Annotated in this window: 9 protein-coding genes; 8 read left to right on the forward strand and 1 reads right to left on the reverse strand. The window is 67.7% G+C overall.

Annotation, left to right across the window (positions count from 1 at the left end; all coding sequences use genetic code 11):
- Nucleotides 1-220 precede the first annotated feature (220 nt).
- From ACFV9J_RS38285 to ACFV9J_RS38320, 8 genes are read left to right on the forward strand one after another with little or no spacing between them, the layout of a single operon-like run.
- Complete coding sequence (locus tag ACFV9J_RS38285) at nt 221-7,144, forward strand: amino acid adenylation domain-containing protein (RefSeq protein ID WP_385362491.1); 6,924 nt, start codon at nt 221-223, stop codon at nt 7,142-7,144.
- Nucleotides 7,141-11,157: an amino acid adenylation domain-containing protein gene (locus ACFV9J_RS38290; RefSeq protein ID WP_385362493.1), complete on the forward strand. Its 4,017-nt coding sequence runs from the start codon at nt 7,141-7,143 to the stop codon at nt 11,155-11,157. The genes ACFV9J_RS38285 and ACFV9J_RS38290 overlap by 4 nt, the downstream gene beginning before the upstream one ends.
- 34 nt (nt 11,158-11,191) lie before the next feature.
- Nucleotides 11,192-12,175, forward strand: a complete 984-nt coding sequence (locus tag ACFV9J_RS38295; RefSeq protein WP_385362495.1) for a TauD/TfdA family dioxygenase — start codon at nt 11,192-11,194, stop codon at nt 12,173-12,175.
- A 55-nt stretch (nt 12,176-12,230) separates the two neighbouring features.
- Nucleotides 12,231-12,515 carry a hypothetical protein gene (locus ACFV9J_RS38300; RefSeq protein WP_385362497.1) on the forward strand — a complete coding sequence of 95 codons (285 nt, stop codon included), beginning with the start codon at nt 12,231-12,233 and terminating at the stop codon, nt 12,513-12,515.
- The gene (locus ACFV9J_RS38305; protein WP_385362499.1) at nt 12,505-14,073 is read left to right on the forward strand and encodes an amino acid adenylation domain-containing protein; all 1,569 of its coding nucleotides are present in this window, start codon (nt 12,505-12,507) and stop codon (nt 14,071-14,073) included. The genes ACFV9J_RS38300 and ACFV9J_RS38305 overlap by 11 nt, the downstream gene beginning before the upstream one ends.
- Complete coding sequence (locus ACFV9J_RS38310) at nt 14,070-15,389, forward strand: MFS transporter (RefSeq protein WP_385362501.1); 1,320 nt, start codon at nt 14,070-14,072, stop codon at nt 15,387-15,389. Before ACFV9J_RS38305 ends, ACFV9J_RS38310 begins: the two co-directional genes overlap by 4 nt.
- A 6-nt stretch (nt 15,390-15,395) precedes the next feature.
- Nucleotides 15,396-15,995: a GNAT family N-acetyltransferase gene (locus ACFV9J_RS38315; RefSeq protein ID WP_385362503.1), complete on the forward strand. Its 600-nt coding sequence runs from the start codon at nt 15,396-15,398 to the stop codon at nt 15,993-15,995.
- Nucleotides 15,996-16,026: 31 nt separating this feature from the next.
- Nucleotides 16,027-16,155, forward strand: coding sequence for a hypothetical protein (locus tag ACFV9J_RS38320; RefSeq protein ID WP_385362505.1), 129 nt, complete (start codon nt 16,027-16,029; stop codon nt 16,153-16,155).
- A gap of 141 nt (nt 16,156-16,296) precedes the next feature.
- Here the strand turns inward: ACFV9J_RS38320 and ACFV9J_RS38325 are convergent, their stop codons facing one another.
- Complete coding sequence (locus ACFV9J_RS38325) at nt 16,297-16,572, reverse strand: hypothetical protein (RefSeq protein ID WP_385362515.1); 276 nt, start codon at nt 16,570-16,572, stop codon at nt 16,297-16,299.
- Nucleotides 16,573-16,817 lie beyond the last annotated feature (245 nt).

Genomic DNA, 16,817 nt, shown 5'->3' on the forward strand with positions numbered 1-16,817 from the left:
GAGCGCTCGTTACCTACGAGTTGGTCGCGGAGTGGCGGGGGATCTATGCAGGCTTCCTGATGGGCGGGCCCGTATACCACTCGATCGCACTTTACCGTTTGATGGCCAGAATTTGCGATTACTTGCCGCGCAATTGGATCTGAGCTGAAAGATGGGGATTTACTGACCGTAATCCTCATTCCTTGTCGACTTTCTCATGATTTGTTCGAGAGGTGCTCACGTGTCTGTTTCTTCATGGCCTGACGGTCTCGCCGACAAGGACTCGGTGAAGGGGGACGTGGTCCCCTACACACCTGCCGCCTCTTTGGCGCGGGCGACCACAGAGCTGGCCGTCGCGTGGGGAGTCACCGAGGAGGCGGTCACCGCGACCGCGTACCGGATCCTGCTGGCCCGCCAGAGTGGGGACTGGCGAGTGTCCCTTGACGTGTCGTTGCCCGCACGCTCCAGTGCATCTCCGATCACCTCAGAATGGGACCCGGAGGCAGACTTCCGCTCCTTGGCGGAGTGGACGGACCGTGCCCTCGCAGCGGAGAACGACACGGGTACGGGCGGCAGCAATGCCACCGGATCCGCCGGTCCATCCGGTGTGGCACTCATCTTCGGAGAGCTTCAGCAGGCGCCCACCGCCCCCACCGGACGTACAAGTATTCCCGGTCTGTCTCTGCGTCTGTCAGCACAGGGCTTTGCCCGTGGTGGGGAACTGGGCTTCGACACCACACTCTTCGACCGTCCGCAGGTCGAGGAACTGTTGCGGTCGTTCGGCGTTCTACTGACCGCGGCGGTGGCCGCGCCCGGCACAGCAGCCGCCGATCTCCCGGTGGTCGACGCGGCGGCCTTGGACCGGCTGACCTACTCCGGACCGCCGCCCGTGCCCGAACGAGCCACGGTCGACGCGCTGTTCCGCCGCCACGTCGCAAGCACGCCTGAGGCCGTCGCTTGCACGGACCGACACGGCCAGTGGACCTACCGTCAACTGGACGACTGGGCCCAGAACGTGGCCTCGGCGCTGCGAGCAGCGGGCTGCCGCACCGGTGAGCTCGTACCGGTGAGCGTGGAGCGCGACGCCGGTCTGCTGGCGGCGCTCCTCGGCGTCATGCGAGCAGGTGGGAGCTATGTCCCCCTAGACCCCCGTAGTCCCGAGGCCCGCAATCGGATGGTGTTGCGAGGGATAAATTCCCGATTGCTGCTCGCCGGTACGGGGGACGGTCCGGTGGCTGACGGTCACGAGAGGATCCTGGTGGAGGACTGCCGGCCAGGCGCCGACGGCGCTGTGGACGGCAACCAGTGGGAGCCCGCCCGGACGGCGTACGTGATCTTCACCTCGGGTTCCACCGGGCAGCCCAAGGGCGTTCGCGTGGGGCACTCGGCGCTCGCCCACATGATGGCGGCCGCACAGGCGGTCGTACGCCTCCAGCCGGGGCAGGCCTGCCTCGCCCTGACCACACCGTCCTTCGACATCGCCGCCCTCGAACTGTTCCTGCCGCTGTGCAATGGCGCCACGGTGGAGATCGCCTCCGCCCAGGACGCTCGGGATCCGTCGGCGATCGCCACGCGACTAGACCGGCCGGGACTCGCGCTTGCCCAGGCGACACCGACCATGTGGCGGGCAGTCGTCGAGTCCGGCTGGCACGGAGGCACTGGACTTCAGGTGCTGTGCGGCGGCGAAGAGCTGCCCTCGGACCTCGCCGCGCGGCTCCTCGATCGGGCGGGCAAAGTCTGGAACGTCTACGGTCCCACAGAGAGCACGATCTGGAGCACCGCCTACGAGGTCACCGCGCCGCTGCCGGAAAGACTGCCGATCGGCCGCCCCTTTCCGGGCGAGCGCGTGTATGTCGTCGATGAGCGAGGGACACGCCTTGCTCCGGGCATGATAGGTGAACTGTGGATCGGTGGTTCGGGCGTGGCAGAGGGCTATCTCGACGACCCCGAACTCTCTGCCGAACGGTTCCTCACCGACCCGTTCACCGGAGAGGGGCGGGTCTACCGCACCGGCGACCTCGCCGAGTTGCTGCCCGACGGCACACTGCGATTCCACGGTCGCCAGGACACGCAGGTCAAGATCCGAGGACACCGAATCGAACTCGGAGAGATCGAGACAGCCCTGCGAGCCGACGCGGACGTCGCCGACGCGGTCGCCCTCGTCCAGGGCGACACTTCCACCGATCACCGGCTCGCCGCGTTCGTGCTCGCCGCCCCGGGGGCCCGGCCCGAGCCGTCGGCCCTGCTCGCCCGCTGCGCCCAGATGCTCCCCGATGTCATGGTGCCGGATGTGTGCCGCGTCCTGGCCAGCTTCCCGCTGACCTCCAGTGGCAAGACCGACCGTGCGGCCCTGGCTCGTACCGACGCTCCGCTCCCCAGGCAGTCCGAAGCGGAACAGCTGCCCGTGACCGAGACGGAGAAGGCAGTCGCCGGAGTATTCGGTGACGTACTCGGGCTGAAGCACACCATCCGGACCGACGCCAACTTCTTCGACCTCGGAGGCCACTCGCTCAAGGCCCACCAGGTCGTCGTACGGCTGCGCCGAGCAGGCATGGATCTCGCGTTGCGCGACCTGTTCGAGTCACCGACCATCGCTGGGCTCGCCGCGAAGGCGAACTCGGGCCGTGAGATCACGCCCAGCCGCGCCGGCGGCCCTGTCCCCGAGCAGCCTCAGCTGTCCTTCGCTCAAGAACGTTTCTGGTTCCAGGACCAGTTGGGCACCACTGGACCTGAGCATCATGTCCAGGCCGCGTATCGGATCACCGGTCCTCTCGACACGGCTCTGCTCGAGGACGCGTTGCGGCTGGTGGTGGACCGTCACGAACCGCTGCGTACCGTCTTCGCCGAGATCGACGGACGACCTGTGCAGCGCGTCATGGACCGGGTGCCGGTGGAGCTTTTGGTCACCGCAGTCGAGGGCGGCAGCGACAGCGAACGGCTGCACATCGCCCGCGAGTTCATGCGAGCCTCCTTCCTCGAACCCTTCTCGTTGCGCAGCGCACCCCTCTTCCGCTTCGAGGTGTTCCGCATCAGCGAGCGTGAACATCTGCTCTACCTCTGCATGCACCACATCTGTACCGATGGCTGGTCCATGGGCATCGTCGCCACGGAGATCATGGACCACTACGCCGCCGTACGGGAAGGCAGGCCCAGCACACTGCCCTCGGTAACCAGCTACCGCGCATACGCCCACGCCGAACGGGAGCATGCGAGCGACCCCACGTTCGACCAGCAGCTGGCGGAGGTGGCAGCGCGACTGGCCGACTTTCCCACGGCCACCTCCATCCCCCTCGATCGCGCCCGCCCCGAACGGCAGAGCGTCGCCGGTGGCACCGTGCGCGCGCGACTGGACACCCGGCTGACAACGGCGGTTGCACGGCTGGCGCGAGAGTGCGGGGGAACCGTCCACTCCGTACTCCTCGCCGCCTACGCAGCACTGCTGCACCGGCACGGCGCTGATGACGAGATGGTGATTGCCGCTCCCACCGCCAATCGCAACACTCCCGAGACCGAGCGGATGATCGGCGTCTTCGTGAACACGCTGCCGATCCCGCTGAGCTTCGATCCGCAGCTGCCCTTCGCCGAGCTGGTGCGTCGTACGCACGAGGCCACCCTGGACGCGATGGCCGCGGCGGAGGTCCCATTCGACCGCGTCGTCGACGTCCTGCAGATCCCGCGAAACCTCGCTGCCCTGCCATTGACCCAGGTGGCCTTCGTCCTGCACAACGCGCCCATGCCGAAGGTGGCGCTTCCCGGCGTGGAGATCGCGCAGCTGCCGCTGGAGACCGGGATGTCGATGTACGACCTCCGGCTGGTCGCCACCGAGCGCCCTGACGGCATCGAGCTCCAGCTGGACCACGCCACCGCGGTCATCGACGCCACCACCGCCGAACAGCTGCTGGAGCGCTTCGTCACCTCGCTGCAGGCCTTCCTCAGCGACTGGCCACCCGCGAATGAACCCCTCCCCGTGGCCGGCGAGGTGGTCCACGAGCCGTACCGGAGCGGAGCGCCGTTTCGGCCCGCCACCACGATCCCGGAGCTGTTCCATGAGGCGGTACACAGCCACCCGACCGACGGCGCCGTGTCCTGCGGTGAGGTGAGTTGGTCGTACGAGGAGCTCGACCACCGCTCCGATGCGGTGGCCGCTGCTCTCCAGGAACAGGGTGTGCGACGTGGTGCGCCGGTCGCCGTGATGCTGGACCGCGGCCTCGAACTTGCCGCGGCCATCCTCGGAACGGTCAAGCTGGGCGCGTTCTACGCCTGTGTGGACCGGACGCTGCCGCAGGCCCGCATCGACTTCATGCTTCAGGACCTTGGATGCAAAGCGGTCCTCACCGACGAGGCAGGCAGCGTTCAGCTCCAGAGCAGTGGTCTCGACATCCTCGACGTCGGTGTGATGGACACGAAGGCGGCCTTCTTCCCGGTAGGGGCGGCACCCGCGCCTGGCGACATCGCGTACGTGACGTACACCTCCGGGACGACCGGGTCCCCCAAAGGCACTTTGGTGCCCCACCGCAGCGTTGCCGGGTTCTGGCGCGACGCGGAGTACGCCACTTTCGGCCGGGGCACCGTGTTCCTCGGCCACTCCTCGATCTCCTGGGACGCGCTGACTCTGGAGTTCTGGTCGATGGTGCTCGCCGGCGGACGCTGTCACTTCGTACCCGGTTCCCTGTCCGGCCCCCAGGATCTCGTCCGGCACTGCACGGAGGGGCAAGCCGACACCGCGTGGCTGACCGCCGCATTCTTCCACGCACTCGTTGACGCGGAGCCTGCGGCGTTCTCGGGGCTGCGCCAGGTCTTGATCGGCGGCGAGGCCGTCTCGGTCCGCCATGTGCGGACGTTCCGGCGCTACTACCCCGAAACCGTGCTTGTGAATGGATACGGACCATCCGAATGCACGGTGTTCACCACCTGCTACGCCGTTCCGCAGGATATGCCGAAGCACGAGACCTCGGTGCCGATCGGGCAACCGGTCGGCGACCGCCAGGTCTGGATCATGGACGGCATGGGCCACCCGGTGCCACCGGGAGTACCCGGCGAACTCTGCGTGGGCGGCGACGCGGTGGCACTCGGCTACCTCAACCGGCCAGACCTCACGCGGGAGCGCTTCCTGGAGATGGAGGGCACCCGGTTGTATCGCACCGGAGACCGGGTGCGTCGGCGCACCGACGGGCTCCTGGAGTTTCTCGGCCGCAACGACGACCAGGTAAAACTGCGCGGTTTCCGCATCGAACTCCAGGAAATCGAACGAGCCTTGACGGCCCACCCAGCGGTGCACACGGCCACGGTCGTGTTGCACACGGACAAGCAGGGCACGTCCCGCCTCGCCGCGTATGTCACGGTGCCCACCACGCCGCAGAGGCAACACGAGGATCTACTCGCCGAGTTGCACAGGCAGCTGCGTACCAGCCTGCCCTCGTACATGATCCCGGGCGCGACAGCGGTGCTGTCCGAGCTCCCTCGGCGCGCGACCGGCAAGATCGACCGCGAGGCCCTTCCCGAACCGGTGTGGCGCGACACCACCCCCGCAACCTCGACAGCGGTTGAGGACAACGACGCGCGATCGCGGGAACTGACGGGGATCTGGGCCGAGGTGCTGGGTCTGGAGACGGTCGGGCCCGACGACAACTTCTTCGACATCGGCGGCGATTCGATCACCAGCATCCAGGTGGTTGTACGAGCACGTGAGGCCGGGATCGAGTTCGATCCCAAGGACCTCTTCACTCACCAGACCGTTCGGTCCGTCCTCGCAGTGGCCTCAGCCGTCACCGAGTCCGGCGCCGAGGGCGACAGCAGCCGGCTCGCTCTGACCGGGAAGGTACCGCTGGCACCGATCCAACGGTGGATGTTCGCACTGGGCCTGGAGAACGTGCACCGCTTTCCGCAGTCGCTGCTGCTCGACTTCACGGCCGACCCCGGTGAACGGGTCCTGCAGCGTGCTCTGGACTCGGTGGTCAATCACCATGACATGCTGCGCGCCCGCTACACCGAGCAGGATGGCCGTTGGACCCAGGAATACGGGCCAACCGGGGAAAGCGTGCCGCTGACCCGCGAGGTGCTGGATCCCGCACGCTCCGAGGCGGAGCAGATCGAGGAGTTCGTCGCCACCGCACACCGGCGTATCCACCTCAGCACGGGCCCCGTCTTCCGGGCGCTCTGGATCGACTGCCCGGGCGGCCACGGCAAACTCTTCCTCGTCGGCCACCACGTGTGCATCGACGGATACTCCTGGAACGTGCTCCTTGACGACCTGCTGCGCGGGCTGCGAACTCCGGAGGACGAGGAGATCGCGCTCCCGGCGAAGACCAGCCCCTACCGGGACTGGGTGGCATCGCTGCAGGAGTGGACCGAGAGCCCGGAGGCCACGCGCCAGCTGGAGTACTGGCAAGCGCAACGTGGGCGTGGCATCCCCTGGCTTGTTCCGGCCTCCTCGGAGCCCAGGCGGGAGGTCCACACGACCGAGCTGTCCGAGGAACTCGCACAGCAGCTCCTGCGTGAGGTGCCGGCCGGCTACAGCGTCGAACCAGTGGAGTTGATGATCGCCGCACTGAACAGTGCCGTCCTCGAGAACTGCGCGCAGCGCGAACTCCTCGTCGAGTTGGAGCACCATGGCCGTGACGCGCTCAGGGAGGAGCTCGTCCTCGACCGCACCATCGGCTGGTTCACCAGCCTCTACCCGATGCTGCTCACCGCGCCTGCCGAGCCCGAGGAACTGCTCAAAGCCACCAAGAACGCGGTGCGCAGCTTGCCGGGATCGGGCCAGGGGTACGGCGCGCTGCGCTTTCTGGCGGGGAAGGACCTCCCCAGCGGCGGCGACATCCGCTTCAACTACCTGGGCCGCTTCGACGCACTCCAGTCCTTGGCGGAGGGCGTCTCCCTGTCCTCCCACACGCTCGGAGACCATGCGAGCCGACCGCTGGACGGGGGGCCGGCCCTGAACATCACCACATTCACCCTCGCGGGTCGCGTACATGTGCGATGGGACTACCGCAGCGACCGCATGACCGCCGCACAGGTGGCGGCGCTTGCGGACCGCTGGGCGGAGCGGATCCGCAAGCTCTGCGCCCACTGTCTGACCACGTCCGGCGGCGCGCCGGTGGCTGCCGACTTCCCGCTCGCCGACGTGGACCAGTCCGCCCTTGACGCACTCATGGAGGACCTGTGAGCACACCCCAGCACAAGTCGAAGCTCGAGAACCTGCTGCCGCTCACCCCCGGGCAGGAGGGCATGTTCTTCCACGCTCTGTACACGCCCGACTCCGAGGCGTACCTCAATCAGCTCACCGTCCGTATAGACGGTGCTCTCGACCCGGACCGGCTGCGCAGGGCCTGGCAGTCAAGCGTGCAGCGGCACGACGCGCTTCGCAGCTGCTTCCGATGGGAGTCTCTCGACCAGCCGCTGCAACTGGTAGTGAGGGAACTTACCCCGGACTGGCAAGAGGTGGACCTTGCCGATGCCTCGCCCCAGGCCGTTGAGCAGTGGCTGGAGCAAGACCGGGGCTGCGGACTCGACCTCGCCCGGCCCGGACTGCACCGCGTGCGTCTGCTGCGGACCGGCAGCGGCCAGTGGTTGTTCGTGCTGACGATCCATCATTTGATCATCGACGGCTGGAGTATGGGCGTCCTCTTCCAGGAGCTCCTCGACTTCTACCGCACACCCACCCTGGAACCACCGGGCTCCGTAGGTTTCCACAGCTACGTGAAGTGGGTGGCTGGGCAGGATGAAGCGGACACGGAGGCATTCTGGCGCCGGGAGCTGGAGGGGTTCACGGGGTGTGCCTATCTCGGCACCGACCGGCACGCGAATGTGCCGGACTGGCGCAACGGCTTCGCGGACGGTGAATATGCCGCTGTTCTCACCGCGCAGCAGACCGCGGCCCTGGAGACCTGGGCGCGGCGGGAGCGCGTGACGACGAGCAGTACTCTGCACGCCGCGTATGTGTTGCTGTTGCACCGCTTCACCGGACTGCGGGACATCCTGTACGGGGTCACTATGTCGGGCAGGCCCGCGGAGCTGCCTGGTGTCGACTCGATCGTCGGGAACCTCGTCAACGTACTGCCCGTGCGGGTGCTAGTGGACGACGCCCTGTCCACCGGGGACTGGGCACGGCACGTCCAGGAGAGGATCGCCGCGGTTACCGCTGTCCAGCACAGTTCGCTGGCTCAGGTCCAGCGCTGGAGCAGCCTTCCCGTGGGCGAACCGCTGTTCTCCAGCTTCATGACGGTGGAGAACTACCCCTTCGACCGGTCACTCACCGCGCCCGATCCCGCGCTCTTGCTGAGCGAGGCGAAGGCGTACGACCGCACCGTCTACCCTCTCAACCTGACCGTCGTCCCAGGTGAGGCGCTGCAACTGCGGTTCAACTACGACACACGGCGCTTCGCCGGTACGGACATCGAACGCATCGCCGGGCACCTGACAGAGTTGCTCGGCCATCTGGCCGGGGAGTCCGCGGGTAGCTCTGTGGGCGCACTGCTCAGCGCCGCGTGGGCCACGCGTACGCCGGTGTCCGCGCAGATCGCCCCCCAGGAGCTCGTGGACGTTCCGTCGCAGATCTCTGAGGCCGCGCGCAGTAACCCGGACGGCATCGCACTGCGCCAGGGCGAGAAGGTGCGGACCTTCGCCGAACTCGATACGGCCGTCCTGCGGACCGCACGGGCGCTGCGCCGTCGCGGCATCGGCCCGGGTTCGCGGGTCGCCGTCCAGCTTGACCACAGCCACACGCTGGTGGAGACCATCCTCGCCGTGCTCCGTGCCGGCGCCGCGTTCGTGCCCATCGACTGGCGTTCTGACTCACAGCGTGTCGAGCGGATCATCGAGACTGCCGCCGTGGACCTGCTTGTCGTCGCCGACGCCGGCCAAGCCTCGAAGAACACCCGTCCTCGCGTGGCGGCCGCGGTATTGGAACAGGAGGCTGTGGACCTCCCCGCGGAGCAAGTGCCGTTGCCCAGCATCGACTCGGACAGCACTGCCTACGTGCTGTTCACCTCCGGCTCCACCGGCGAGCCCAAGGGCGTCGTGGTTCCGCACCGCTCCCTGGCCAACTACGTACACGTTGCGGTCTCGTCCTACCTTCGGCCCGACGGTGGCGGCGCTCCGCTGTTCAGTTCGGTGGCCTTCGACCTGACGGTGACGACCCTGTTCGCTCCACTCGCGGCCGGACGCCCGCTCGATCTCCTGCCCACCGGCCAGGGCGTCGAAGGCGTGGCCGACCTCCTCGCCCGAGGGCGTTCGTTCGACTTCATCAAGCTGACGCCCTCGCATCTGCGGATGCTCATTTCCGCCGCCGAGTCGCAGCCACTGGAAGGCTCGGTCGACGTCCTGGTAGTCGGCGGTGAGCAACTGTCCGAGGATATCGTTCACGGCTGGCGTGCGCTCAGCCCGCGTACCCTCATCGTGAACGAGTACGGGCCCACCGAGGCAACCGTGGGCTGCTGTGCGTACCAGCTGAAGCCCGAGGCCGAGGTGCCGTCCAAGGTGCCGATCGGCAAGGCAATGCCCGGGGCCGAGCTGTACGTGCTCGACGAACGCGGTGATCCGGCTCCCGAGGGCGTACCGGGAGAGTTGTTCATCGGCGGCCTCTGTCTCGCCGACGGGTATCTCGGCCGGGCCGACCTCACCGCTTCCCGCTTCGTACCGAATCCCTTCGCCGATCCGCCGGCCCGCCTGTACCGCACGGGCGACCTGGTCCGCAGCCTGCCCGGCGGTGACCTCGTCTTCCTCGGGCGCAACGACGACCAGGTGAAGATCCGGGGGCACCGGATCGAGCTCGGCGAGGTGGAGAGCGCGATCCGTCGCACGGCACAGGTGAGCGACTGCGTCGTGGCGCGCTGGCAGAGGGCCGCGGACGACGAGCGCCTGGTGGCCTACGTGGTCACCCGGGGCTCTACGGACTGGCCGTCTCTGGTGGCGTCGCTGGAGGAGGAACTGCGTGAGCAACTGCCCGGGCACATGGTGCCGGGCCACTTCGTGCGCATCGACGTCGTGCCGCAGTCGGTAAACGGCAAGGTGGCCCGCGACCGGCTGCCCGAACCCAAACTCTCGGCACCCCCGGCGGACAATTCCGGCTCGATCGAGCCGCGCGACGCCGCGGAGCTGCGGCTCGCCGCCATCTGGAAGGACCTGCTGGGGCTCGACACGGTAGACGTGCGCACCCCGTTCTTCGACCTCGGCGGGCACTCGATCCTCGCCGTACGGATGATGGCCCAGGTGAAGAAGGCCTTTGGCCGGACACTGCCGCTGTCGTCGCTGCTCAGCGGCGGCACGATCGAGACCATCGCGGAGATGCTGCGCAGTCAGGGCGAGATCCTGTGGAACAGCCTGGTGCCGATACGCACCTCAGGCGCACACCGTGTCTCGTTCTGGGTTCATGCCGCAGGTGGAAATGTCCTGTCCTACGCGGTGATCTCCGAGCACCTCGGCCCGCGGTTCCCGATGTACGGACTCCAGGCTCGAGGGCTTGAACCCGGCGCGGACGCAGTCGGCGACATACCCGCGATGGCCGCGGACTACATCGCTGCCATCCGCGGCCGGCAGCCCCACGGTCCGTACATCATCGGCGGTTGGTCCTTCGGGGGCATGCTCGCCCTGGAGATCACCCGACAACTCATCGACCTGGGCGAGGAGGTGGCTGAGCTGATCATGGTTGACACCGGCACGAACGATGCCGCTCCGCGCACCATGGACCCCGAGGACCCGGTGTTCCTGTCCGGACTTGCCACCTTCATCAGTAACGATCACGTCGACGGACTGAGCCCCGCCGAACTGACCGCGGTCGCCCCCGAGGAGCGCGTCGGCCACGTTGTCGAACTGGCGAAGAAGGCGGGCACCCTGCCACCCGGCTTCGAAGTCGCCGACCTCTACCGTTTCCTGTCGGTCTACACAGCTTGCAACGAGGCCTACCGCCGGTACACACCTGGGAAACTGCCGCCGCGCACCACCTTGGTACGAGCCCAGGAGAACCCCGACAGCGACCGCCAACTGGGTTGGTCGGCCCTGACGACGGGACGACTGCGGGTGATCGACGCACCGGGCAACCATGTGACGGTGATGAACACGCACAACGTCGCAGCGTTCGCACCCGAGTTGGCGCAGGTACTCACCGAGGCCTCGTCCTGGGCCCCGGAGACCGGCCACCAGCCCTCGCCCCTTCGGCCTCAGCCGTCGTCCGCACCCTGATTGCCCCATCAGTCCCGCCGGGAAGGCAGGAAACATGACGCTCACAACATCCCAGGTACAGCCCGGTCAGACGTTGCCGCTGATGGTGCACCCGGACGAGAACGGAGCGGAACTGACCAGGTTCGCCCGCGCGCACCGCGATCAGCTCGATGCCGCGCTAATCGAACACGGTGCCCTGCTCTTCCGCGGCTTCGGTATCGACACTCCCGACCGGATGGCAGAGGCCGCGGCGGCGCTGTGTACGGAGCTTTTCGACGACAACGGTGAGCACGCGCACGACGCCGTGGCGAAGAATGTCTACACTCCCGTCGAGTACAGCGCCACCGCCAAACTGCTGTGGCACACCGAGAACTCCTTCAACCACCGCTGGCCGAGCAGACTGCTGTTCGCCTCAGCGCAGCCCGCGCGAACCGGCGGTCAGACACCGCTGGTGGACAACCGGCGCGTGTGGCGCGCTCTCGACCCGCAGCTGCGCTCACGCTTTGCTGCGGCGGGGGTGACGTATGCGCGCAGTTACGGGACCGGCGTGGGGCTGGACTGGCAGCAGATCTTCCGCACCGGTGATCGGGCTGAGGTGGAAGGGATTCTCAAAGAGAACTACTTCGAGTGGGAGTGGCTGGCCGACGGCGGTCTTCGCACCCGGGCCCATCGTCCCGCGGCCGTGCGGCACCCCGGCTCCGGCGAGCCCTGCTGGTTTGCGCAACTCGCTCACTGGCACCCTGCCTGCCTCGATCCGGACACCCGCGAGGCGCTCGAATCGCTGTTCGGCGAGGACGAACTACCGCGCAATTGCTTCCTCGGTTCCGACGAGCGCATCCCCGACGACGTCATGACCTCGCTGCTGGAGGTGTACGAGCATTGCGAGGTCAGCTTCGACTGGGAACGGGGTGATCTGCTCCTGGTGGACAACGTCTTGGTCTCGCATGCCCGCGAGCCCTACACGGGGGACCGCACCCTGCTGGTCTCTCTCGGGGACATGCTGTCGTTCGCCGATGTCGACGCGGTCGGCACCGACTGACCCCGTACGCCGTCGTGAAGAGTGGTGGCCCCGTGACCAAGAAGGAGAGCGATTTGTGATCGAGTTGCAGTGCCTGCTCCACCAACACCGCGCGTTCCGGCGGCAGCGGGCCGGAGCGCAGATTGCCGAGGCCTCCGTGGGAGATCAGGGACGGGACTGGGAACCCGCCCTGGCCGAGCAGGCGCTCTCCGCATGCTCCGGTCCGGGCGTGACCACGGCGATGCTCCGGGCCACACCGGCGGAAGACCCCCTCAACGCGGAGCAGGGCTTCTGGCACGTGGCGGACTACTACGCCTGGGACCTGCCGCTTCCCACCGAAGGAGCCCGCCATGCCGGGTGAACCGACAGCCTGCGCGGCACAGGAGCCGTCGGTCGTACAGCTCTTCGAGGAACAGGCGGCGCGTTGGCCCGAGCGTACGGCCGTTGTCGGCGAAGACGGCAGCCTCACGTACGCGGAATTGGAAGAGCTCACCCGACGTCTCGCCGGTGCCGTACGTGTTGCGGGAGCCTCGGCCGATCACCCGGTTGCGGTGCTGATGGACCGGGGCGTCCGCCAGCTCGCCGCGCTGATCGGCATACTGCGTGCCGGAGCCACGTACGTATGCATCGATACGGGGCAACCGGAGGCCCGGCAACGTGCACAGCTCGCGAACTGCCGGGCGGCCGTCGTCCTCAGCGACCGCGAACGGCCGGGGGTGGCGGACGGCCCGATCGTGGTGAACGGGCTCGATGCGCCGGGGGAGTTGCCAGGGTCGGCGGGCGGTCCGGTGACGGCCGTGCCGCCTCCAGAGGTGCAGGACCTGGCATACGTCTTGTACACCTCGGGCTCCTCCGGTACGCCCAAGGGCGTCGCCGTCACACACGGCGGGCTGGTGAACTATGCCGTGCACCTTGTCGAACTGCTCGGTTGTGCCGAGTCGGCCGCCGCCTTCGCCTCAGTCACCAGCCTTTCCACCGATCTGGGCAACACGGCCGTGTTCCCGGCCCTGATATCGGGCGGTTGCCTGCATCTTGTGTCCACCGATGTCGCCCGTGACCCGGTGGAGTTCGCGGAGTACATGCAAGAACACGCCATCGACCACCTCAAGATCACTCCGTCTCACCTGGCCGCCCTGCTGGAGTATCCGGACCCCGACGTGCTGCCGCGGAAGGCACTGTTGCTCGGTGGCGAGGCCTTGCGCTGGGGGCTCGTCGACACCGTACGCCGGTTGGGAAAATGTCGCGTTCTCAACCACTATGGTCCGACGGAGGCCACCGTCGGCGCTCTCCTCTTTGAGGTGGGCCGGGCCGGTCCCGATCACCGAGCCGCACCCACCGTCCCCATCGGCCGTCCGCTCGCTGCCACCGCGATACACGTCGTCGACACACAGCTCCGGCCGGTGCCTCAAGGAGACCCCGGTGAATTGCTCATCGCGGGGGCAGGCCTGGCACGAGGCTACTGGAACGCGCCGGAGGAGACCGCGGCGCGCTTCCGCACTCTTGCCGACGGGACACGGGTCTACCGGACAGGCGACCGGGTGCGTCAGCTCACGGACGGCACGGTCGAGTTCCTCTCGCGCATCGACTCTCAGGTGAAGATTCGTGGGTATCGCGTCGAGCCGGGCGAGGTCGAGGCGGTGCTGCACGAGCATCCGCAGGTGGTGCAGGTTGCGGTCGTCGCCGTCCAGGACACGTACGTAGGCGCTGTACTCAGCGCCTACGTGGTGGCCACAGGCACGGACCAGCCAGAGGCGAAGGAACTGAGCGCCCACCTCGCTGCGTCACTGCCGACGCACATGGTGCCCTCCACGATCACGTTCGTGGAGCGTCTGCCCTTCACACCCAGCGGCAAGGTCGACCACAACGCCCTCGTGCGGGGGCAGTCGGTAACGGATCTCCGTCGGAAGGTGGACCTGTGACATCCAGTGATGCGGCCGAAAGGCGCAAAGGCGGGCTGCTCAGCCGACTGCTACTGCCCGACCCCGCAGCGCGCGTGCTTTCGGTGTGGGCCTTCCTCACCACGCTGGGCACAGGCATGTTCGCGGCCGGTGGCGTCGTCTACTTCGTGGAAGGCGTCGGTCTCAGCAGCCACGAGGTCGCTCTCGGACTGACCATCTCCGGGCTCCTCGCCCTCGGTGTCGGAATCCCGGTCGGCCATCTGGCGGACCGGGTCGGCCCGCGCACCCTGTGCATCGTCACTCTGCTGCTGCGGTCGGCGGGCACGCTCGTATTCCTCATCGTGCAGTCCTTCCCCACATTCCTCGCCGCCGCAGTACTCGTGGCGTGTGCGGATGTCGGCGGCGGCGCCGCCGGGGGCGCCATGATCGCCGGATACGGCGGTACCGACCGGGTGCGGCTGCGGGCTTACCTGCATTCCGTGACCAACCTGGGGGTGGCGGGGGGCGCGCTCCTCTCGGGCGTCTTCATCGCCGCAGACACCGAGTCCTCGTATCGCATGATGATCTTGGGTGTCGCCGTGTCACCCGTCGCGGCCGCGCTCGCCCTGCTGCGCACACCACGACTGGCGCCGGTGCCCACTCCGGAGGGCGCGGGCCGATGGGATTCGCTGCGCGACCGCCGCTATGTGGTCGTGACGGCGCTGCATGCCCTGCTGAGCCTGCACTTCGAGGTGCTCACGTTCGCCGTTCCACTCTGGCTGATCGCGTCAGACGTGGCACCCACCTGGCTCGTCTCTGCCCTGTTGGTGATCAACACTGCCATGGTGGTGCTGTTCCAGGTCCCGGCAAGCAGGGGTGTGACCTCGGTGCGAACCGCCGCGCTGGTGGGCCGTCGCTCCGGCGGGGTGCTGCTGCTCGCCTGTGCTGTCATCGGCGCCGCCGGCAACCTCTCGGCTCCCTTCGCAATCGGCTGCTTCCTGCTCGGTACCGTCCTGCTGACCCTTGGCGAGCTGTTCCAGTCCGCGTCCTCGTTCGGCCTCAGCTTCGACCTTGCTCCCGATCACGCGCAGGGTCAGTACCAAGGCGTGTTCGCGCTGGGCCGCGGCACCGCGAAGGCAATCGCTCCGGCCCTGTTGGCCGTTCCCTGTGTGCAGTGGGGCCTCGCCGGCTGGATTGCCGTGGGTGGCGGCCTTGCGTTGACCGGGCTGCTGCTGCCGCTCGCGACGCGCTCGGCGGCTGCCGCCCCGGAGAGGGAAGAGGAGACCGCCGCGCACCGGACGGGGCCCGAAACCGCCGGGCCCGGACCCAGTGGCGCCGAACCGGTCAAGGAAGGATGACCGGCTGTGGGCAATCAGGTCCCGACCGAGCGCGATGGACTCGGACAGGTTGGTGTGGTTGTGTCACCACTCATGCGGACGACAGAGATCAGGGAACTGGAAGTACGGCTTGCCGAGCGCGATGACCTGGCGGTCCTGCCGGATCTCCAGTTGGCGGCCGGAGAGGCTTTCCGCGACATCGGGATGACCGATATTGCCGACAATCCGCCTCAGTCCGTGGAGGAACTGGCCGTCTACCAGCGTGCCGGGCGAGCCTGGGTGGGTGTCGACGCCACCGATGTCCCCGTGGGGTTTGTGATTGTCGACCTCCTCGACGGCTGCGCCCATATCGAGCAAGTCAGTGTTCACCCTGCCCTCCGTGGGCAAGGGTTGGGCCGCCGGTTGATCGATCACGCTGCCGCATGGGCAGCTGATATGCAGTTGCCCGCGCTCACCCTGTCGACGTTCCGGACGGTTCCCTGGAACGCCCCGTACTACCGACGCCTCGGTTTCCGTGATGTGGAGGTTGGGCAGCTCACGCCTGGGCTCCGTTCAGTACTGAAGGCCGAGGCCGACTTCGGCCTCGATCTGTCGGCCCGGGTGTGTATGCGCCGGCCAGTCAGTTGAGGAACGTGTCTGAGTAGCTGTCTTTCAGGCCTTGAAGACTGCGTTTTCGCTGCTCGGGCAGGTCGCCGACGGCCACCACCGGTTGGAGCTGGTCTGGGCCGACGGCGGCTACACCGGCACCCTCGTCAAGCACTGCCTGGACGCGCTGGCGCTGCCCTAGCGCCATCAATCGGTCGCAACGATCATGGAGTGTCGGTTCTCCACGGTGAGTGGGCGGTTGGGCTACGGGTCGGCCGGACTGGCGTCGACGGCCGACCCGCAGGTATGGGAAGTGCCTGACCAAGCAGGCCAGACGGGACGGTCAGGGAGCGGGGGAGAACAGCGCTGAGCTTGTGCCGGAGCACGAGGGCCCCGGCAGGGTCCTGTCGGACGGGGCACGGCTGCGTCGCGGCACTGTTCGGCGGCGGGTGGGCTGGGCGGTGATGACGAGGAACGAGTCGGACTGCAGGTCCATGACGATCCGGGCAGGCGTCCCCTGGTCCTGCTGGCCGGCGGCGTACTCGTCGGCGAGCCAGGAACCGCGAGGGCCGCCTGCGGGGAAACGCTCGAGGATCGTGGGCTGGGACGAGTCGGACATGGGTCGCCTCCAGTTGTGGTCAGTTGGTCAGCCGGATCGGAGGTAGCGGAGCGCTTGGTCGTCGCCGTCGTGAGCACGCAGGACGGCGGGCTTGGGTGGGGGAGGCGAAGTCGAACTGGACAGACTCGGCCATCAGGGCGTTCAGGCCGTCTAGGTTCTGTCCGGGCGATCATGTGACCGCTCTGTGCCTGGGTCGTTGTTGCGGGCATGGGGCGGGGCGATCTGACGGATGCGGAGTGGGAACG

It is taken from the genome of Streptomyces sp. NPDC059906 (assembly GCF_042730645.1).
In the GTDB taxonomy this organism is placed as follows: domain Bacteria; phylum Actinomycetota; class Actinomycetes; order Streptomycetales; family Streptomycetaceae; genus Streptomyces; species Streptomyces rubrogriseus.